At 68.7% G+C, this 19,402-nt stretch carries 15 protein-coding genes; 8 read left to right on the forward strand and 7 right to left on the reverse strand.

The genetic code is table 11. The features are described from left to right. Nucleotides 1-1,023, reverse strand: coding sequence for a DUF1702 family protein (locus ACM6LU_RS26025; protein WP_414940380.1), 1,023 nt, complete (start codon nt 1,021-1,023; stop codon nt 1-3). Nucleotides 1,024-1,076: 53 nt separating this feature from the next. Continuing rightward, a complete protein-coding gene (locus ACM6LU_RS26030) occupies nt 1,077-2,081 on the reverse strand; it encodes a DUF1702 family protein (protein WP_414940381.1) in 1,005 nt (334 codons plus the stop codon). A 756-nt stretch (nt 2,082-2,837) separates the two neighbouring features. Here ACM6LU_RS26030 and ACM6LU_RS26035 point away from each other — a divergent pair. The 4 genes from ACM6LU_RS26035 to ACM6LU_RS26050 all read left to right on the forward strand — a co-directional run bounded on the left by ACM6LU_RS26035 (nt 2,838) and on the right by ACM6LU_RS26050 (nt 11,349). Continuing rightward, nucleotides 2,838-8,636 (forward strand): SDR family NAD(P)-dependent oxidoreductase, encoded by a 5,799-nt coding sequence (locus ACM6LU_RS26035; RefSeq protein WP_414940382.1) that lies wholly within the window; start codon nt 2,838-2,840, stop codon nt 8,634-8,636. 1 nt (nt 8,637) lies between these two features. After that, a complete protein-coding gene (locus tag ACM6LU_RS26040) occupies nt 8,638-9,087 on the forward strand; it encodes an acyl-CoA thioesterase (RefSeq protein WP_414940383.1) in 450 nt (149 codons plus the stop codon). Beyond that, nucleotides 9,087-9,662 (forward strand): flavin reductase family protein, encoded by a 576-nt coding sequence (locus ACM6LU_RS26045; RefSeq protein WP_414940384.1) that lies wholly within the window; start codon nt 9,087-9,089, stop codon nt 9,660-9,662. The genes ACM6LU_RS26040 and ACM6LU_RS26045 overlap by 1 nt, the downstream gene beginning before the upstream one ends. Before the next feature lie 145 nt (nt 9,663-9,807). After that, nucleotides 9,808-11,349, forward strand: a complete 1,542-nt coding sequence (locus ACM6LU_RS26050) for an acyl-CoA carboxylase subunit beta (RefSeq protein ID WP_414940457.1) — start codon at nt 9,808-9,810, stop codon at nt 11,347-11,349. A gap of 126 nt (nt 11,350-11,475) precedes the next feature. Here ACM6LU_RS26050 and ACM6LU_RS26055 read toward each other — a convergent pair whose 3' ends face one another. The 4 genes from ACM6LU_RS26055 to ACM6LU_RS26070 form a co-directional block, all read right to left on the reverse strand. Continuing rightward, nucleotides 11,476-12,198: a helix-turn-helix transcriptional regulator gene (locus tag ACM6LU_RS26055; protein WP_414940385.1), complete on the reverse strand. Its 723-nt coding sequence runs from the start codon at nt 12,196-12,198 to the stop codon at nt 11,476-11,478. A gap of 448 nt (nt 12,199-12,646) precedes the next feature. Then, the gene (locus tag ACM6LU_RS26060) at nt 12,647-13,498 is read right to left on the reverse strand and encodes an alpha/beta fold hydrolase (RefSeq protein ID WP_414940386.1); all 852 of its coding nucleotides are present in this window, start codon (nt 13,496-13,498) and stop codon (nt 12,647-12,649) included. Between the two features lie 190 nt (nt 13,499-13,688). Further along, nucleotides 13,689-14,753 carry a P1 family peptidase gene (locus ACM6LU_RS26065; RefSeq protein ID WP_414940387.1) on the reverse strand — a complete coding sequence of 355 codons (1,065 nt, stop codon included), beginning with the start codon at nt 14,751-14,753 and terminating at the stop codon, nt 13,689-13,691. Continuing rightward, entirely contained in the window at nt 14,750-15,361 is a 612-nt protein-coding gene (locus ACM6LU_RS26070) for a TetR/AcrR family transcriptional regulator (protein WP_414940388.1), read from the reverse strand. The genes ACM6LU_RS26065 and ACM6LU_RS26070 overlap by 4 nt, the downstream gene beginning before the upstream one ends. 142 nt (nt 15,362-15,503) lie before the next feature. Here ACM6LU_RS26070 and ACM6LU_RS26075 point away from each other — a divergent pair, with 142 nt between their 5' ends. Then, nucleotides 15,504-16,886: an APC family permease gene (locus ACM6LU_RS26075; RefSeq protein WP_414940389.1), complete on the forward strand. Its 1,383-nt coding sequence runs from the start codon at nt 15,504-15,506 to the stop codon at nt 16,884-16,886. Here ACM6LU_RS26075 and ACM6LU_RS26080 read toward each other — a convergent pair. Then, nucleotides 16,883-17,449 (reverse strand): helix-turn-helix domain-containing protein, encoded by a 567-nt coding sequence (locus ACM6LU_RS26080; RefSeq protein ID WP_414940390.1) that lies wholly within the window; start codon nt 17,447-17,449, stop codon nt 16,883-16,885. The two genes, ACM6LU_RS26075 and ACM6LU_RS26080, sit on opposite strands and share 4 nt — an antisense overlap. Nucleotides 17,450-17,517: 68 nt before the next feature. Here ACM6LU_RS26080 and ACM6LU_RS26085 point away from each other — a divergent pair, with 68 nt between their 5' ends. From ACM6LU_RS26085 to pdxT, 3 genes are all read left to right on the forward strand, one after another. Then, nucleotides 17,518-18,231 (forward strand): AzlC family ABC transporter permease, encoded by a 714-nt coding sequence (locus ACM6LU_RS26085; RefSeq protein WP_414940391.1) that lies wholly within the window; start codon nt 17,518-17,520, stop codon nt 18,229-18,231. After that, the gene (locus ACM6LU_RS26090; RefSeq protein ID WP_414940392.1) at nt 18,231-18,551 is read left to right on the forward strand and encodes an AzlD domain-containing protein; all 321 of its coding nucleotides are present in this window, start codon (nt 18,231-18,233) and stop codon (nt 18,549-18,551) included. Before ACM6LU_RS26085 ends, ACM6LU_RS26090 begins: the two co-directional genes overlap by 1 nt. Before the next feature lie 194 nt (nt 18,552-18,745). After that, on the forward strand, nt 18,746-19,375 hold the full coding sequence (gene pdxT / locus ACM6LU_RS26095) for a pyridoxal 5'-phosphate synthase glutaminase subunit PdxT (protein ID WP_414940393.1): 630 nt from the start codon (nt 18,746-18,748) through the stop codon (nt 19,373-19,375). Nucleotides 19,376-19,402: the final 27 nt, after the last annotated feature.

A 19,402-nucleotide genomic window follows, 5' to 3' on the forward strand; every position in this document is an offset into this window, starting at 1 on the left:
TCAACACCTTCCGAGAGAGACGAATTGGTCGGCTGTCTGCCGGCGCCAGATCTCGTAGGCGGCGACTCCGGCTTGCGGCTCGGCCGAGCCCGGGCGGGCGCGGACGGTGAGTTCGGCGGCCTCGTGCGGGTTCATGCCGCAGAGGATCTCGGTGGCGACGCCGGTGTGCGGGACCACCAGTCCCGCTCGGACGCGGGCTTCGGCGGCGAAGGCGCTGGCCTGCGCGACGAGTGGCCAGTGTTCGCCAGACCGCTTCCGCAGCAGTTGGAGTTCTTCCCTGTCCACGCCGCCCGCGTAGGTGGCCGCGAGGGCCGCTCCGCTGTAGAGGTCTTCGTGCCGCCGTGGCGCGAACCCTTCGATCTGGGTGCAGACCCGTTCGGCGTCCGTGCCGCAGACGAACCACAAAGCCCGCCCGATGCCCTGGTCGAGTACCCGGTCGGCATACGAGGCCGGTTCGTCCGGCCAGGAGAACGCGCCGTCGACGAACTGCTCCCCGACGTACTTGGCGGTGTGGAAGTAGGCTTGGTGGAACCCGTAGCCGTCGAGGAGGAGCCAGCGGAGCAACGGGTCGTACGCGGTGATGTCGGGCCAGAGGAACCGGGGAAGCCTCGCCAGCGCCCACCCCACGCCGATGTAGGCCATGTAGACGTGTTGTGAGCTTCGGGCGGCCAGCGCGTCGAGGACCCGGCGGCCGCTGGTCAGGGGCAACGCGTCCATGACGGCGAAGCCCATCGCCGCGCCTTCGTAGGCGAAGCCGCGGAAGCGTGACGGCACCTGTTCCAATTCGGTCTCCGCCTCGGCGACCGTACGAGCCTCCGCGGCGAATCCGTACCCGGTGAGGAATGTCCTACCCACGGTTTCCAGCAAGTCCTTGCTGGCCGCTGTCTTCACGTGAAACCCGCGTGTTTCGACCTGTGTCGCCTTGACGCCTGGTGTCAGGATTTGTCGCCTGAGTGCTCTGAACATGGCGGCCAATGGATTCTCCGCTCGTGGACTGGAATGCGATTCGTTTTCGGGCAGCATGCTGATTCCGGTGCCGCGGGCACCGGGTTGACGTTTTCTGCTTTTCGGGTTTTCTACTTTTCGGAACGGGACAGCTTTTCCCGTGGCGTGGCCGGTTCCGCGAACCTGTCACGGATCCCGCGTCGCCAGAGTTCATAGGCGGGCACGCCGTTCTCGCCGGTGGTGACGGCTGCAGCGCCCGCCACTTCGAGTAGCTCGCCGGGACTGTGGCCGGTCAAGGCCCTGCTGACGACTTCGGTGTGCGGCGGGCTGTATCCCGCCAGTGTGCGGGCACTGACCGCGAAGACCGACCCCACCGCCACCGACGCCGCATGGCCGCCGGATGCCTTTCTCAGCGCGATCAGGCCGGGTTCGGCGCACCCGCCGGCGAAAGTGGCGGCCAGGCCCACGCCCGACCAGAGATCGGCGTGGCGCGGGTCGGGGAACCTGGTGACGGCGGCGGTCACCGCCTCCGGGACCCCGCCGTGCATGAACCACAGCGCCCGGCCGATGCCTTGGTCCACCGCGCGGGTGAAGTAGTCCGGCGTCCCCTGCCAGGGATAAGGCTTGGGTACCTCCTGGCGGTCCACCCAGCGTTTCTTGTCGAAGTAGGCGAGATCGAACCCGTAACCGTCGACCGCCAGCCAGCTCATGGCCGGGTGGAACAGCGAGTCGTCCAGTGACGGCAGTACCTTCTTCCACAGCATTCTCGGCAGTTTCGCCATGGCGAAACCGATCCCGATGTAGGCGAGCAGAAGATGCGGTGCCCCCGGCCCCCGGAGGAGGTCGCGGGTGCGGTGCCCGCCGCCCATCGCGTCGAGCACGGTGAACGCCATGGTGGCTCCCTCGTAGGCGAACCCACGCATTTCCGGTTCGATCAGCTCGAGTTTGCGTTCGAGTTCCCACAGGCTTCGCGTGTCTATACCCCATTCGAATCCGCAGACGACCGCCTGCGGTATCGCTTCCAGCCTGCGGACGGCGTCGGAATCCGTCACGGTGAAACCGCGGGTGGCGAAGGAGACTTCACTCAGCGCGGGGGTCAGGGCGAGTCTGCGCAGTGAACCTGATGTGGTGGGCATGGTTCCTCCTGATAAGTGATCGTGGCTCAAGCGGTCGGTGGCGTCATCTCAAGCCATGCCCGCTTCTTCGTTTTGATTCAATTGTCAGGAGCGCGTGCCACGTGGATGAACACGCGGTGGCAGAAGGTGTTTCCGCGACAGGCGGGAACCGGGGGAAATGTCCCTTGTGTTTCGATGCGCCGCCCCACTTCGCGCGGCTGAGTGATCCATGCTACCGACTTCCGCATTTGTTTCGAATGGTCGTCGCGAATAAGGGCAGACGTGAAGTCGTTAGGCAGGCGAACGGCCCAGTTGGGTCACTTTCGGTGAGTATCGCCTGGCCAGGCCGCTCCGCCAAACGGGACGCCGTTGCGACCATCGGGTGGGGGTGCCCGATAAACGAGTAAACGGCGGATCCTTGTGTGACGCTCGTTCACTCGTCCGAGGAGATTGATCCGAAGGGGTCCTGGGCGGTCGTCGTGCGTGTCAGCGGGTTTCGCGATTAATTCGAGAACATTGTTGTGTCTTGTCCGTCGTTTCGGTGGGCACGGCTGAAGGCGGAGGTTTCGCCTGCCTGGGGCAGACTGTGGACATCAAGGGTGCACGCCGCCGATGAGTGTCGATCCGCCGTCGCCGCGTGCCGAATGGAATTCTCCGCACCGAGTAAGGGGATCCATGTTGTGCGTTCCATCGCGATTAAACGAATGCCGGCTGAGGCGGATCGATGGCGGTGGAACCGGCCGGTCAACGGGCAATCACCGTGGAGGTGGTGAAAGCGTGAGCAGCACCAGGATCGCGATCGTCGGTATCGGGCTGTGCTACCCGGACGCGGGCTCGCCCCGCGAACTGTGGGAGAACGTGCTGGCAGGACGCCGAGCCTTCCGGCGGCTGCCGGACGAGCGGATGAACCACGCGGACTACTACTCGCCGGACCCGGCGGCGCCGGACCGGTTCTATTCGGCGAAAGCCGCTGTACTGCGCGACTTCGAGTTCGACCGGGCACGTTACAAGGTGTCCGGTGGAACCTACCGCGCGACGGATCTGACCCACTGGCTCGCACTCGACGTCGCCGCGCAGGCGCTGACCGACGCGGGTTACGCCGACGGTGAGGGGCTTCCGCGGCAGTCGACGGGCGTCGTTCTCGGCAACAGCCTCACCGGGGAGTTCTCCCGCGCCAACATCATGCGGCTCCGCTGGCCGTACGTCCGCCGGACGCTCGCGGCGGCGCTGGCGGAGAAGGGATGGACCCCGGAGGAGTCGGGCGAGTTCCTCCGCGAGTTTGAAACCCGCTACAAGGAACCGTTCCCGCCGATCAACGAGGACTCGCTGGCCGGGGGACTGGCGAACACCATCGCCGGCCGGATCTGCAACCACTTCGACCTGGGCGGTGGCGGCTACACGGTCGACGGCGCGTGCTCTTCCTCGCTGCTGTCCGTCGCCACGGCGGCGAAGGCGCTGGAGGATGGTGACCTCGATGTCGTGCTGGCCGGTGGGGTCGACCTGTCCATCGATCCCTTCGAGGTGATCGGGTTCGCCAAGACCGGTGCGCTCGCCAAGAGTGAGATGAAGGTCTATTCCAAGGACTCCAACGGTTTCTGGCCGGGGGAGGGGTCGGGACAGCTGGTGCTGATGCGGGAGTCCGACGCGATCGAGCAAGGGAAGCGGATCTACGCCACGATCACCGGCTGGGGCGTCTCCTCCGACGGCAAGGGTGGGATCACCCGGCCCGAGGCGGACGGCCACCGGCTCGCGCTCTCGCGCGCCTACCGCCGGGCGGGCTACGGGTTGGAGTCGGTCTCCTACTTCGAGGGGCACGGCACCGGGACCGCTCTCGGCGACGCCACGGAGATCGACGCGTTGTCTTCGGCACGCCGGGACGCGGGGCCGTCGGCCCGTCCGGCCGCGCTCAGCACCGTGAAGGGCAACCTCGGGCACACCAAGGCCGCTGCCGGGGTCGCCGGCCTGATCAAGGCGTCCCTCGCGGTGTACCACCAGGTCATCCCGCCGGGCACCGGGTTCGGCGAACCGCACCCGAAGCTGCTCGACGACTCCGCCGCGCTGTACCTGCCGCGCAGCCCTGAACTGTGGCCCACGAGCGAGCCTGTCCGGGCCGGGGTCTCGGCGATGGGCTTCGGCGGGATCAACACCCACATCGCGGTCGAGGAGCCGCGTGGTGTCACGCGCCGCGCCGAGCTGGACGGCTGGACCGCGAACGCCGCGGCCGGACGCCAGGACGCCGAGGTCTGGCTGTTCGACGCGGCCGACACCGCGGAGCTGCGGGAGCGGATCGCGAGGGCCGCCGCGGTCGCGGGCAAACTCGCGTTCGCCGAACTGGCCGACGTCGCGGCGGTTCTGGCCGGTGAACTCACCGGTGCCGTCGTCCGCGCCGCCGTGGTGGCGGCGAACCCCGAAGAAGCGGAGAAGCGCCTCGCCGGTCTGCTCGACCGGATCGACGCGGGGGAGGCCACCGTCTTCGAACCGGGTGAAGGCCTCTTCCTCGACCAGTCGGCCCGCCCACCGGCGATCGCCTTCCTCTTCCCGGGGCAGGGCTCGGGCAAGGGCACTGCCGGTGCTCTCCGGCGGCGGTTCGAAGAGGCCGACGAGCCTTTCGTGACGGTGGGGCTGTCCGGGAACGGCGACCAGGTCGCGACGCAGGTCGCCCAGCCGAGGATCGTGGCGGGAGCGGTGGGCGCGCTAGAAGTGTTGCGGCGCCTCGGAATCGAGGGTGCTGTCGCGGCGGGGCACAGCCTCGGCGAACTGAGCGCGCTGCATTGGGGCGGCGCCCTGGACACCGCGCAGGTGCTGCGTCTGGCCGCGGTGCGCGGCGAAGTCATGGCCGCGGCCAGCCGCGGTGGCGGCACGATGGCGGGTCTCGCGACCGGCCCGGACGACGCGGCACGGCTGGCCGAAGGCGAGGACGTCGTCATCGCCGGGTTCAACGGGCCCTCCCAGACTGTGCTGTCCGGCGCTGTCGCGGCGATCGAGCGGGTTTGCGCTCGAGCGGCCGCGGCCGGGGTCACCGCCACCCGGATCGCGGTCTCCCACGCGTTCCACTCACCGCTCGTCGCGCCCGCGGCCGAGGCGATGACCGAGCGTCTCGCCGAGTTCGACTTCGCGCCGTTGACCGGCCGGGTGATCTCCACCGTGACCGGCACGGCCCTTACCGCGGGGACCGACCTGCGGGCGTTGCTGCGCGAGCAGGTCCTGGCCCCGGTGCGGTTCCACCAGGCGGCCGCCGAGGCCGCTGGCCAGGCTGACCTGGTGCTCGAGCTGGGGCCCGGCCGGGTGCTCGGCGGCCTGCTGGCCGAGATCGCGCCGGACAAACCGGTGCTGTCCCTCGACACCGACAACCCGTCACTCGTCCCGCTGCTGCGGATCGTCGCGGCGGCGTTCACCGCGGGCGCGCCGGTGGACGCCGAGGCGCTCTTCGAGGGCCGAGTCGTTCGGCCGTTCCCGCTCGACGGTGGGTTCACCTTCCTGGCCAGTCCCTGTGAGGAGGCCCCGGAGAGCTCGATCGGGCAGACCATGCTCCCGGAGGAAGCGCCCGCCGAGACGGCCGTCCTCGCGTCCGGCATCGGCCAGTCGACGCTCGACCTGCTGTGCAAACTGGTCGCCGACCGGCTGGAACTCCCGCCCGATGTCGTCGGCCCGGACACTCATCCGCTCGACGACCTGCATCTGAGCTCGATCACGGTCGGCCAGCTGATCAACGACGTGACCAGGGAGCTGGGCCGTCCGGCGCTGGCCGCGACGACGAACTTCGCCACGGTGAGCATCGGTGAGCTCGCGAAGATGATCGACGAGCTGGCCGCGACCGCCCAGGCGGACGAGTCGCCGGACAACGCGGAGCCGCCCGGTGTCGCGACCTGGGTGCGGGCCTTCTCTGTCGGCGAAGTCGCCGAACCCGTCCCCGCGGCCGACGACGCGACGAGCGCCGCCCCCGGCTCCTGGACCGTTCACACGGTGGCGGGTCATCCCCTCGCCGAACCCGTGCGCGGGGCGCTCGAAGCCTCGGCCGTCGGCGAGGGTGTGTTGCTGTGCCTGCCGACCGAGTGCGACGAGTCGCATTCAGGACTGTTCCTCGAAGCGGCACGGGCGGCGTTGGCCGCGTCCGCGGGCAGCCGGTTCGCGGTGGTCCAGCACGGGCTGGGTGCGGACGGGCTGGCCAGGACGCTGTTCCTGGAGTCGGGCACCACACCCACGACCGTGATCACCTTCGACGACCCGGCGATCGCGGGCGAGGCGGCGGCAGCACTGGTGGCCACCGAGGTCGCCGCGACCACGGAATACACCGCGGTGCGCTACGCGGTGGACGGCACCCGGACAGTGCCGGCGCTCACCGCGATGCCGCCGGACCGGGCCGGACCGTCCCCTTTGGACGCCACCGACGTGGTGCTGGCGACCGGGGGCGGCAAGGGCATCACCGCCGAGTGCGCGCTGGCCATCGCCATGGACAGCGGTGCCAGGCTGGCCCTGTTCGGCAGGGCAGCGGTGCACGAGGACACCGAACTCGCCGCGAACCTGTCCAGAATGGACGCCGCGGGAGTCGAGTACCAGTACGAACAGGTCGACGTCACCTCGGCGGCGGAGGTCGCGGCCGGGGTGGCCCGGATCAAAGCCGGCCTGGGTGCCGTCACGGCCGTTCTCCACGGCGCCGGGCGCAACATGCCCGCCGCGATCGGCTCGCTGACCCCGGAGGAGTTCAGCGCGACCTTGGCGCCGAAGGTCTCGGGGCTGCGGAACGTACTGGCCGCGGTCGACCAGGACCGGCTCAAGCTGCTGCTGACCTTCGGCAGCGTCATCGGCCGTGCCGGTCTACGCGGGGAAGCGCACTACGCCACCGCCAACGACTGGATGTCCGAGCTGACCGTGCGGTTCCAGCGGGAGCACCCGCGGGCCAGGGCGCTCGCGCTCGAGTGGTCGGTGTGGTCCGGTGCGGGCATGGGGGAGCGGCTGGGAGTGGTGGAGGCGCTGATGCGTGACGGGATCACGCCGATCTCGACCGAAGAGGGAATCGCGGTGCTGCGCCAGGTGCTGGGCGACCCGTCGGCAGGACCGGTGCTGGTCGTTTCGGGCAGGCTCGGCGGGCAGCCGACGCTGAACCTGCCCCGCCCCGAACTGCCGCTGCGCCGGTTCACCGACCGGGTTCTCGTGCACTACCCGGATGTCGAACTCGTCACCGAAGCCGATCTGAGCGCGGGCAGCGACCCGTACCTCGCCGATCATCTGCTCGACGGCGACTACCTGTTCCCGGCGGTGCTGGGCATGGAGGCGATGGCGCAGGTCGGCGCCGCGGCCGTCGGGCACCGGAGCTCGCCCCTGCTTGAAAACGCCGAGTTCCTGCGCCCGATCGTCGTGCGCCCCGGCGGTGTCACGACCGTCCGGTTCGCGGCGCTCGTACGGGACGCCTCGACGGTGGAAGTGGTCATCCGCAGTGCCGAGACGGGCTTCAGCGCCGACCACTTCCGGGCCACCCTGAGGTATCCGCGTCCCCGGCTGGTGGCGGTGGTCGACGGGGCCGAGCCTGATCTGCCGCTGGTCCCGGTGGAACCGGTCAGCGACCTCTACGGCGGGGTGCTGTTCCAGGGAAAGCGGTTCCAACGGCTACAGGCCTACCGGCGCGTCGGAGCGCGACGTGCCGTCGCCGAAGTCTCGACGAGCACGACTTCGGCGTGGTTCGCGCCGTTCCTGCCGCAGGAACTGGTACTGGCCGACCCTGGCACCCGTGACACGATGATGCACGCTTTGCAGTGCTGCGTCCCCGACGCCACGTTGCTGCCCGAACGCGTCGACCGGCTCCATCTGTCCGAAGTGGAGGACCAGAACACGCCATACGTCGTTCTCGACGCGCGTGAGCGGTCACAGGACGGGGACAGCTACATCTACGACATCGACGTCCGCGACCAGGTCGGCATCCTGGTCGAACGATGGGAAGGTCTCAAGCTCAGGGCGGTCCGCAAACGCGACGGCGCCGGCCCGTGGGTGCCGTCGCTGCTGGGGCCGTATCTCGAACGCTCCCTCGAAGACGTGCTCGGGGGTGGGCGCACGGTGGTGGTCGAACCCGACCCGGTCCGGACGGACGCGGGTCCGCCCGCGGAGCGGCGGGCGCAGACGAAGCTCGCCGTGAGCCGGGCGCTGGGCCGCCCCGTCCAGGTGCGGTACCGGCCGGACGGGCGCCCCGAGACCGACGGCGCGGTCATCTCGGCTTCCCACACCGCCGGGCTGACCATGGCGGTGGTGGGCGAGGGGCGGCTGGGTTGCGACATCGAAACGGTTCTGTCCCGCGCCGAAGCCGACTGGGCGGGCCTCCTGGGGCCGGACGGCGTCGCGGTCCGCGACCTGCTGTGCTCCGTGTCGGCGGACGACGTGGCGGTGGCGGGCACCCGCGTCTGGAGCGCGCTCGAGTGCGTGCGCAAAGCGGGTTCGGCCGGTCAGGCGCTGACCGTGGACCGGGTGCTGCCCCAGGGCTGGACGGTGCTTTCCGCCGGCGACACCCGCATCGCCACCTGGGTGACGACGATCTCCGGGGTGGTCGAGCCGGTGGTGTTCGCCGTGCTGGTGGGGAAGGAGTGGTGACATGTCCGGGTACTACGAGATCCGTCACATCGTCGGGTTCGAGGAGACGAACCTGGTCGGCAACGTCTACTACGTGAACTATCTGCGCTGGCAGGGACGATGCCGCGAGATGTTCCTCAAAGACAGGGCGCCAACGGTGCTGGAGGAGGTGCGCGACGACCTCAAGCTCTTCACGCTCAAGGTCGATTGCGAGTTCTTCGCGGAGATCACCGCCTTCGACGAACTGGCGGTGCGGATGCGGCTCGAGGAACTGACGCAGACGCAGATCCAGTTCACCTTCGACTACGTACTGCTGGGGCGGGACGGCGAAGAGACGCTGGTCGCCCAGGGCCGTCAACGCATCGCTTGCATGCGAGGCCCCAACACGGCGACAGTCCCGACCAGGGTTCCTGAAGCGCTCCGCGACGCGCTCGCGCCTTATGCGGTGTCGACGGCGGCGGTGAGCCCCTGATGAGCGGCGAGGTCACACCGGGGCCGAGGCGCGGCTCCCCGGTACTCGCCAGGAACCCGGTACCCACCCGGTTCCGCGAGACGATGTCCCGGTTCGCCACCGGGGTCACGGTCCTCACCACGGGTGGCGAACGGGTGCACGGGATGACCGCCAACGCGTTCACCTCGGTGTCGCTCGAACCGCCGCTGGTGCTGTGCTGTGTGTCCCGGGCGGCGGTGATGCACGAGGCGATCACCGCCACCGGGTCGTTCGGCGTATCCGTGCTGGGTGCCCGGCAACAAGATCTGGCGAAGTACTTCGCCGGCCGGTCGCGGCCCTTGGGCGCCGCCCAGTTCGACCCCGTGGAGTGGGTACCGGGTCCGCGTACCGGCGCCCCTCTGCTGACCGGCGCGCTCGCCTGGCTCGAGTGCGAACTGGTCGACGGGCACCAGGGTGGGGACCACTCCATCTTCGTCGGGTCGGTCCTGGCGTCCACCGTGGGCGCCGGGCACGACGCGCTCGTCTTTTTCGGCGGAGCCTTCGGGCAGACGGACCAAGGGCAGGGCGTGACCCGGCTCGACCGAGGAGGAACCTGATGCAGGCCACCGGATCTCCGGGCACCGCCCGGGAAGGGACCAAAGTGGACAGAACGCCGTGGCCGGTGATCTCGTCTTGAGCACCTTCGAGCGAGAAGCCGGTCCGAGGATCCCGTTCGAAGAGCGTGTCGCCTCGGTCGTGTCGATGCGCGAGCTGCGCGAACGGCGGGACAGCCTGCACCGGAACACGCTCGCCGGCGGCCACCCGGCCGTGGAACGACAGCGCGCGAGCGGGAAGCGCACCGCACGGGAGCGACTGGACCTCCTGCTCGACGAAGGATCGTTCGTCGAACTCGGCCTGCATCGCCGGCAGCTGCCGACAGGTCCGTTGAGTCCCCGTGAGCGGCCGCGGACCGACGGCGTGGTCGTGGGATCCGGGACGATCGAGGGCCGCCAGGTGTTCGTCTACGCCCAGGACTTCTCCATTTTCGGCGGCTCACTGGGCGAAGCGCACGCGGCGAAGATCCACAAGGTGATGGATCTGGCGCTGGAGACCGGTTCGCCGTTGATCGGGCTGAACGACAGCGGCGGTGCGCGGATCCAGGAAGGGGTGATGGCGTTGCACGGCTACGGCGGGATCTTTCGCCGTCAGGTCGCCGCCTCGGGCATCATCCCCCAGATCAGCGTGGTGCTCGGCCCCTGTGCGGGCGGCGCCACCTACTCGCCCGCGCTGGCCGATTTCACCTTCATGGTCCGTGACATCGCGAAGATGTACCTGACCGGCCCCGCGGTCGTGAAGGCCGTCACCGGCGAGCACGTCAGTCACGAGGAACTCGGCGGGGCCGGGGTGCACGGCGAGTCCTCGGGGGTGGCGACCTTCGTGTACGACGACGAACCGAGTTGCCTGGAAGATGTCCGTCACCTGGTCTCGCTGCTGCCGTCCAACAACATGGAACTGCCACCTCGCTCCGCCGCGTCGGGCGCGGACACGGACGTGCGCCCCCGGCTGGCCGAGATCGTGCCCGCGGATCCGGCCAAGCCCTACGACGTCCGTGACGTGATCGCGGAGGTGACCGACGACGGCGCGTACTTCGAACTGCACGAGGGCTGGGCGGCCAACATCGTGTGCGCGTTCGCCCGCGTCGACGGTGAGGTGGTGGGGATCGTCGGCAACCAGCCGATCGTGCTCGCCGGAGTACTGGACGCCGACGCGGCACAGAAGGCGGCACGCTTCGTGCGTTTCTGTGACGCCTTCGGTATTCCTCTGGTCACCCTGGTGGACGTACCGGGCTTCCTGCCCGGCAGCGAACAGGAGCGCGGGGGCATCATCCGTCACGGAGCGAAGCTGCTCTACGCCTATTGCGAGGCGACCGTGCCACGCATCCAGGTGATCCTGCGAAAGGCATACGGCGGCGCCTACATCGTCATGGACTCCCGCTCGGTGGGCAACGACCTGTCCCTGGCCTGGCCCACCAACGAGATCGCCGTGATGGGCGCGGAGGGGGCGGTGGACATCCTGTTCCGCCGCGAACTCGCCGCCGTCGAAGACCAGCGGGAGCTGCGTGCCGAGCTGCTGGCGCACTACACCGAACAGCTGGTCCATCCGTACTACGCGGCCGAGCGGGGCCTGGTGGACGACGTGATCGACCCGGCGGAGACCCGGTCCCTGATCGCCAAGGGGCTGGCCATGTTGCGGGACAAGAGAAGGCAACCTTTCCGGCGGAAACACGGAAACGTGCCGCTGTAGGCCCGGTGGCCCGGTCCGCTCGCGGCGGGCACGATGCGCGGTATCGAAATACAAGAGAGGCTCGGAGCGAATCCGAGCAATTCTTGTATTTCGTGCCGAAAGCCGCGAAAAGGTGAAGCCGGAAGGCTATCCGACTTCCGTGAGTATCGACGACCTGATTTCCAGCAGAGCGAGCACCACTGGGGGATCGATCATTCGCTTGGGCGTGAGGGTCAGATTCACTGGCCCACAGGAGGCGCCGGCGCCTACTGTTATGGGGCCATATGCGCCAACCGACAACCCGAGGTCGTCATCGAGCGGGACACGTAAAACCTCATTGCGGTCCTTGGACAACGAGTGCGACAGCACGTACCATTCCCCGCTCGGAACGTCGTCGATGCGAAAGTGGCCCGGCCTGTCGAGCACGGTGCACTTGACCGGGCGTCCTTGGGGGATGCGGCCAGGGAACACGCCTACGAACACCACGCCGAGTTCGTCCGGGTGCTGTGCCGTGACCTTCCCGTGCACCACGCCCGGATTGTGGCTGTTCCTGCTGGTCCTGCCCTGGCAGCGCAGCTGGGCGACCCCGCCGCCACTCCGGTACTCGGTCGGCGAGACCCCGACCGCCTTGCTGAACGTCGTGCTGAAGGTGCCGACGCTGGAGTAGCCGACCAAATGGCTCACTTCGATCACGTTGATGGAGGTCGTCAGCAGCAGCCGTTTGGCCTCTTGCAGCCTGATGGCGGTGAGGAAACGCCCAGGGGAAATTCCGGTCACTCGCTGAAACATTCTTGTGAAATAAAACTTGCTGAACATGGCGACTCGCGCCAGATCTTCGACTGTCACCTTTTCATTGAAATTCTCGAACATGTATCCGACTGCACGATCAACTGCACGCTCGGAAGAAGTCATACTTTCCCCAGTCCCCTTGTGACAACCGAACTCGTAATCCCTTCAATGTCACTTTGAAACAGTACCAAGCGATTCAGGGGTCGTCAAAGGAAGCGATCTTCTTATCATGGTGACCGAACCTCGCACTAGTGATCGCGGACTTGTTCACCGCAACGGCCCATGGTGCAATTCGCAGAGTGATCCCTTTAGCGTCAAGGGTCTTACGTGGCCAAAATAAGGGAGGTCTCGAGGAGGTGCGGGACCGGGACGGACGTGACCCAAAGTGACCTTGATCGGGTGATACTCCCAGCACCGAGGCCGATAAGGGCACGGGGGAAGACGTGGGGCTCACGAGTGCCCGACGCGTTCGCGCCCCCGCCGGGCGCGACGGGATTCGATCCCCATCGCACCCGGGTGGCCAGCGGCGTCAATTCCGGGCGGTGTCCTGCAAAAGCCAGTCGAGCGCCTCGACCGCGGAGCCGAGGACCGAAATGTGCCCTTCGTCCGGCCGCAGCCAGAGCTTCGCCGAATCGCACCGGTTCGCCAGCCATTCGGCGTGCGCACTGGGCGCGATCCGGTCCTGGCCGCCGTGGATCAGCAGTACCGGCGGACGCACCTGCCCGAGGTCACAACCCCACTCCGCGACATAGGCCAGCTCGTCGTCCATCATGCCGCCGGGGTCACCCTGGATGGCCTTCTCCGCGACTTCACCCAACCAAGACCATTCGCCCGAAAGCAGGTCGTGGTCAGCGGGCGTGAACTCGTCCGGGTCGGACTCACTGTCGGAGAGGAAGTCTTCCAGCTGTGCCCGCCCCTCCGAAGCGGCGCGAAGCCTTCCCTCACCGAAGGCGGTCATCCCCGCGAACCAGTCGAGTCCCTCGACTCCCATCGGGGCCAGCCCGGAAACGCAGACCGCGCCCAGTACGCGCTCGGGCAGCAGCGCGGCGCACGCCAGCGCGTGCGAGCCGCCGCCGGAATGCCCCATCACCGCGAACTTCTCGACGCCCAGCGCGTCGGCGATCGCGGCCACGTCGGCTGCCACCGACGAGATGACCCGGCCGGGGTGGGGTGTCGATCCGCCGTAGCCGGGCCGATCGTGCGATACCCACCGCACGCCTCGTTCGGCCGCGGCGGCGAGCAGCGGCTCGGGTGGCGCGCCGACGTTCGGGGTGCCGTGATGCCAGAACACGAGAAGTCGCGTTTCGGTGTCGCCTGGGCCGGTGTCGTAGACGTGCAACGTGCGGCCGTCATTCAGTGCCAGGTCTGTTTCCGTCACCATGCGCAGAGCCTAGCCCAGGCAACCGCCCCGAATTCGACGGCCAAGCTTACGACGGAAAGGGAGAGTTCGTCGTTATCCGAGCACGGCCGAAAACAGTCGGCGAATGTATCAGTGGATCGCTTCTGCCGCGGCGCGGCATCGGGAATCGCCGCGCATTCCCCCGGAATCGGCTCCCGTGAGCAGGGCCCGCTCAGTCGCGCCAGCGTGCTGTCGGCAGTGCGGGGACTCGGTGACCTCGGTGGCCGGTCATCTCCTCGTTCGCGACGAGCGCGTTGAGCACGGCTTCTTCGGTCGCCTGCACCACGGCTTCGAAGAACGGGTCGAGCCTGCCCCAGGGAACGAACCGGAGGTTCTCGTACTCGGCTTCCTCGGTCCGGGGGAAGCGGCTGGTGAGCGAGCCAGGGTTCGCCGTGCTGAACGCGAGGAAGAGGTCGCCGGAGAAGTGCGAGCCCGCGGTGCCGGTGCGGGCGAGGCCGAGCGGGACCCGGCGCGCGAGCGAGGTGCATTGGCCCGGCAGCAGGGGAGCGTCGGTCCCCACGATCACGATCACCGACCCCGCGCCCGACGGCGCCGCCCATTCCTCCTCCATCGGGTTGTCCGCGCTCAGTTCGAGTCCGACCGGCTCACCGGCGACGGTGAGTTCGCGACGAGAGCCGAAGTTGGCCTGTACCAACACGCCCACGGTGTACTCGTCGCTCCCGTAGGACACCAGCCGGGAGGCCGTGCCGGTGCCGCCTTTGAAGCCGTAACAGGTCATCCCGGTTCCGCCGCCGACGGAACCCTCGTCGACCGGCCCGGTACGCGCGGCGTCGATCGCGTCGATGGCGTGTCCATTGTGGATGGTCGGCGCGGTGCTGTCGTTCAGGTAGCCGTCCCAGGTTTCGGCGACGACCGGCAGCAGCCACTCGGCCGCCACGTCGGGCCGTTCGCGCACTACCCAGTCGATCACGCCGCGGTGGCAGGCGCCGACCGCGTGGGTCGAGGTGATCAGCACCGGCAACGTCAGCGAACCGGTCTCGGCAAGCCAAGCGGTGCCGGTCATCTCGCCGTTGCCGTTGAGCGCGTACGTCCCGGCCGCGCACGGCACGGCGAAATCCTCGCGACCGCGCGGTAGCACGGCGGTGACGCCGGTGCGCACGGACTCGCCTTCGACGAGCGTCGTGAAGCCGATCTCGACGCCGGGGACGTCGGTGAGCGCGTTGTGCTCGCCGGTCCGGCCGGGCAGGGGGACACCCAGATCGCGGGCGCGGGTCATGAACGTTCCTCCAGGGGGTTCGTGGTGGCGGTACGGGCGTAGGACAGCAACATCGCTTCGGCCGTCGCGGTTTCCAGTGTCGGCACGGCTTGGGTGAGGTGCAGGCCGTAGCCGTCCTCCAGCGCGACGAGGTTCCGCGCGATCGACACCGCGTCCGCGGTCAGGGCGAACTCGCCGGTGGCCGCGCCGGCTTCGAGGATTCCGGTGTAGATCCGCACCTGCTGCTCGTAGAGCGTGATGTGCCGCGCGGCGTATACGGGATCGCGGCGGGCGATCGTGCCGAGTTCGTAGAGCAGCACGCAGAGTTCGTCGTCGGGGCCGGTGGGCAGGCCGCTTCGGATCATCGAGAGCAGTCGCTCGCCAGGGGCCGTCTTCGCGCTCGCGGCCTGTTCCCTCGCCGAGCAGAAGCGTGCCACCGCCTCGCGCTGCACCTCCTGGAGCAGATCGGTGAGGGTGGGGAAGTAGTACAGGACCGAACCCGACGACAATCCCGCGCCCTCGGCGATGTCCCGCAGCCGCAGGTTCAGCACACCGCGTTCGAGGACGGCACGTCTGGCCACCTCGATCAGTTCGGCCCGTCGCTCCGGTGCCTTGCTCGGTCTCGCCATACCCTCATTCTTCGAACCTTCTTCAAAAAACGCAAGGCCTGATCCGGATCAGGCCTTGACGTCACACCGCCAAGAGCCTTTGATGCGTGCTCAACAGTTCTTCGAAGGAGACTCAAAGAACACACCTTCCAGGAGGTCGGCCGTGTCCACTCCCGCCCTACGCCGCGGTCTACGCACCCTCGGCACGCTGCTCATCACGCTTTCCGCGATCAGTCCAGCCTCTTCGGTTTTCATCATCGCGCCGGGGGTGATCTCCGGCGCCGGGACGGGCGCCTTCTACAGCTTCGTGGCCGCCGCCGTCGTTGGCGTGTTCATGGCCTTCGTCTACGCCGAACTCGCGTCGGCCTTCCCGCTGGCGGGCGGGGAATACGCGATCGTCACCCGCACGCTCGGCCGATTGCCGGGGTTCGCCGTACTGGGCCTGATGATCATCACGCAGGTGCTCATCGTGGCGGTGATCGCGCTCGGCGTCGGCACCTACCTCGGCGTGCTCATGCCCGGCGTGCCCGGCCCGGTGATCGCCGCCGTGACCTGCGTGGTCGCGGCCGTCGTCGGGGTGTTCGACATCAAGCTCAACGCCTGGGTGACCGGTGTCTTCCTCGCCATCGAGATCCTCGCGCTGATCGTGGTCAGCGCACTCGGGCTGGTCAATCCGGCGCGGTCGTTCAGCGAACTGCTCGCGCATCCGGTCGCCTCCGACGGGAGCCCGGCGACGGTCGGCGCCATCGCGATCGCCACCTCGATCGCGATCTTCGCCTACAACGGCTACGGCTCGGCCGTGTACTTCGGCGAGGAGACGCAGGACGCTTCCCGCGGGATCGCCCGCGCGATCCTGTTCGCGCTCGGTATCACGGTGCTCGCCGAACTGATCCCGGTGACCGCGGTTCTGCTCGGCGCGCCCGACCTGAACGCGTTGTTCGCCTCGGAGAACATGTTGTCCTACTTCATCGACTCGCGCGGCGGCGGAACGCTCGACACCGTGCTCGGCCTGGCGGTCGCGCTCGCGATCATCAACGCGGTGCTGGCGATCGTGCTGATCAGCTCGCGGATGCTGTTCAGCAGTGGCCGCGACCGCGCGTGGCCGTCGCCGGTCAACCGGGCGCTGGCCGCGGTGCACCCGAAGTTCGGGACGCCGTGGGTGGCCACCGTCGGCACCGGCCTGGTCGCCGCGCTGCTGTGCTTCGTCGACCCGAAACTGCTGCTCGTGGTGACGAGCACGTCGATCGTGGCGGTCTACGCGGCACTGTGCCTCGGTGCGATCGTCGGCCGCCGCACCGGCGCCACCGCCCACGCCAAGTACCGGATGCCCTGGTTCCCGGTCGCGCCGGTGCTGGCGCTCGCCGTGCTGGTGTTCGTCGTCTACCAGAACCTGCTCGACCCGGCGGTGGGACGGCCGAGCCTGATCGTCACGGCCTGCGTCGCCCTGCTGTCGATCGGGTACTACCTCCTGGTGCTGCGGCGAAAGGGTGGTTGGAAACTCGCCGATGTCACCGAAGAGGCCGAGCCCGCTGAGGTGCGTGACTAGGTGTACTCCGCGATCTCGACGCCGTACGTGCCCGGCTCGAGCGCCTCGAAGATGTGCGGGATGTCGCCGGGGTAGCAGATGTAGTCGCCGGGCAGCAGTTCGACCGGGTCGTCCCGCGGCCCGACCCTGGCCCGCCCGGCGCTGAGGATCAGGTGCTCGACGATGCCGCTCATATGCGGATCCGAGAGCCGGGGCTTCCCGGGCTCGGCGCGGATCAGGTAGACGTCGCGCCGGGCTCCGGGCGGACAGGAACTGAGCAGCGTGCACGCGTAGTCGGCGTGTTCGGCGAACACCGTCGGCCCGCTGCCCGAGCGGATGATCTGCACACGGGGGCGCTCGGGCTCGACCACCCGGGAGAACGGGACGTCGAGCGCGACACACAGTGCCCAGATCGTCTCGACGCTCGGGTTGCCTGCCCCGGACTCCAACTGGGAGAGCGTGGACTTCGCGATGCCGGCGCGTTTGGCGACCTCGGTGAGGGACAGCCCGGTGCGGGCGCGTTCCCGGCGCAGTGACGTGGCGATGACGTCCAGTGGTGCGCCTTCGGACGCGGTCGGGGACATGCGTTCGCTCCATCGGTCGTTGCGTTCGCCTTGACGAACGCGGGTACGTTCGTTCATTGTATGATGCTATGCGTTCGATATGGCGAACAACCACCCGTGTCCTGGGGCGCGATCTTCTCCGTGACATCGGACTGGTCTGCCTCGCCGACACCATCGTCGGCGTCTCCTACGGTGCGATCGCCGTGAGCTCCGGCTTCCCGATCTGGGCACCGATGCTGCTTTCGGTGCTGGTCTTCGCCGGTGCCTCGCAGTTCATGTTCGTCGGCATCATCGCCGCCGGTGGCAGCCCGGTCGCGGCCGTCGCGGCCGGGCTGCTGGCCAACGCGCGGCACCTGCCGTTCGGCTTCGCGATCGGCGACGTCCTGGGAAAGCGGTGGTCTTCGAGGGTCGTCGGCAGTCACCTCATGATCGACGAATCGGTCGCGTTCGCGCTGGCCCAGCGTGACGAGGCCCGTCGTCGCACCGCCTACTGGGTGTGCGGGATCGGGCTGTTCGTGTGCTGGAACGTCGGCGTCCTCGCCGGGGCGTTCGCCGGGACCGCGATCAGTGACACGGACGCCTTCGGTCTCGACGCGGCCTTCCCCGCGGTCCTGCTCGCGCTGGTCCTGCCGTCACTGCGCGACCGCGCCACCCGGCTGCCCGTGTTCGTCGGGGTGGCCGTCGCACTGGCCACGACGCCGTTCTTGCCCGCCGGCCTCCCGGTGCTTCTCGCGCTGGTCGGCGTGCTGGCCGGAGTGGCCGCGAAGGAACCCGCCGAACGTGAACCCGAGGGAGTGCGCTGATGGATCCGCTCGAACTGATCATCGCGGGCGGTGTGCTCGCCGTCGGAACCTTCGCCTTCCGGTTCGCGGGACCGGTACTGAAAGCCCGGTTCACCGTGTCGCCCAAGGCCGAGAAACTGATGGCGCGTTCGGCCGTCGTCCTGCTGGCGGCGCTGGTCGCGGTCGCCGCGCTCACCGAGGGGCACGAGTTCGCCGGGTACGCCCGGCCCGCCGGTGTCCTGGTCGGCGGCGTGCTCGCCTGGCGCAAGGCGCCGTTCGCGCTGGTCGTCGTGGCCGCCGCCGCGACCGCCGCCCTGCTGAGGCTCGCCGGGGTCCCCTGACCTGGTTGTTCCCCGGGACTGTTCGCGGTCTTCGCGCCCAGGTGATCCCTGACGGCACGGGCGGATGCGGCCGAGTACGACCCGGTACGAGGCCGATCCGCCCGCACCGTCAGGAACCACCTGGATCACGAAGCCCATCGAACAGCCTTATCGGACACGGCCTAAGCTGGGGGGAAGGTCTTTCGGGAGGTCGGGTGGCGATCGCGACGGGGGCACGGCCGGTGGTCGGCGTGCTCGCACTGCAGGGTGACGTGCGGGAGCACGCCGAGATGGTGGAGCGCGCCGGTGCGCGGGCCCTGCCGGTACGCCGACCGAGCGAACTGTCCGAAGTGGACGGTCTGGTGCTGCCCGGCGGCGAATCGACCACGATGTCGAGGCTGCTGGAGACCTTCGAACTGCTCGAACCCCTGCGCGAGCGCATCGCGGACGGACTGCCCGCGTTCGGCTCCTGCGCCGGGATGATCCTGCTCGCCCGTCAAGCCCTCGACGGACGCCCTGACCAGCGGCAACTTGGCGGGCTCGACGTCGTCGTCCGGCGGAACGCGTTCGGACGGCAGGTCGACTCGTTCGAGGCCGACCTCGACTTCACCGGCATCGAAGGCGGCCCGGTGCACGCTGTGTTCATCCGTGCCCCATGGGTCGAAAAGGCGGGCGAGGGGGTGGAGGTACTCGCCAGCGTCCCCGAAATGCCGGGATCGGACGACACGGCCGCTAGGATCGTCGCGGTCCGGCAGGGGGCGGTACTCGCCACGTCGTTCCACCCCGAACTCACCGGGGACGAGCGCGTGCACGGGCTGTTCGTCGACCTCGTGCGGCAGGCTTAGGCAAAACCGACACTGTGCTCAGCGGCG

The sequence above is a fragment of the Amycolatopsis sp. cmx-11-51 genome, assembly GCF_047608665.1.
Lineage (GTDB): Bacteria > Actinomycetota > Actinomycetes > Mycobacteriales > Pseudonocardiaceae > Amycolatopsis.

Excerpts from the sequence above, each read along its gene's own strand:
- ACM6LU_RS26025 (WP_414940380.1), bottom strand. The coding sequence starts at position 1,023 with ATGCTGCCCGAAAACGAATCGCATTCCAGTCCACGAGCGGAGAATCCA.
- ACM6LU_RS26030 (WP_414940381.1), bottom strand. The coding sequence starts at position 2,081 with ATGCCCACCACATCAGGTTCACTGCGCAGACTCGCCCTGACCCCCGCG.
- ACM6LU_RS26040 (WP_414940383.1), top strand. The coding sequence starts at position 8,638 with ATGTCCGGGTACTACGAGATCCGTCACATCGTCGGGTTCGAGGAGACG.
- ACM6LU_RS26045 (WP_414940384.1), top strand. The coding sequence starts at position 9,087 with ATGAGCGGCGAGGTCACACCGGGGCCGAGGCGCGGCTCCCCGGTACTC.
- ACM6LU_RS26050 (WP_414940457.1), top strand. The coding sequence starts at position 9,808 with ATGCGCGAGCTGCGCGAACGGCGGGACAGCCTGCACCGGAACACGCTC.
- ACM6LU_RS26055 (WP_414940385.1), bottom strand. The coding sequence starts at position 12,198 with ATGTTCGAGAATTTCAATGAAAAGGTGACAGTCGAAGATCTGGCGCGA.
- ACM6LU_RS26060 (WP_414940386.1), bottom strand. The coding sequence starts at position 13,498 with ATGGTGACGGAAACAGACCTGGCACTGAATGACGGCCGCACGTTGCAC.
- ACM6LU_RS26065 (WP_414940387.1), bottom strand. The coding sequence starts at position 14,753 with ATGACCCGCGCCCGCGATCTGGGTGTCCCCCTGCCCGGCCGGACCGGC.
- ACM6LU_RS26070 (WP_414940388.1), bottom strand. The coding sequence starts at position 15,361 with ATGGCGAGACCGAGCAAGGCACCGGAGCGACGGGCCGAACTGATCGAG.
- ACM6LU_RS26080 (WP_414940390.1), bottom strand. The coding sequence starts at position 17,449 with ATGTCCCCGACCGCGTCCGAAGGCGCACCACTGGACGTCATCGCCACG.
- ACM6LU_RS26085 (WP_414940391.1), top strand. The coding sequence starts at position 17,518 with ATGCGTTCGATATGGCGAACAACCACCCGTGTCCTGGGGCGCGATCTT.
- ACM6LU_RS26090 (WP_414940392.1), top strand. The coding sequence starts at position 18,231 with ATGGATCCGCTCGAACTGATCATCGCGGGCGGTGTGCTCGCCGTCGGA.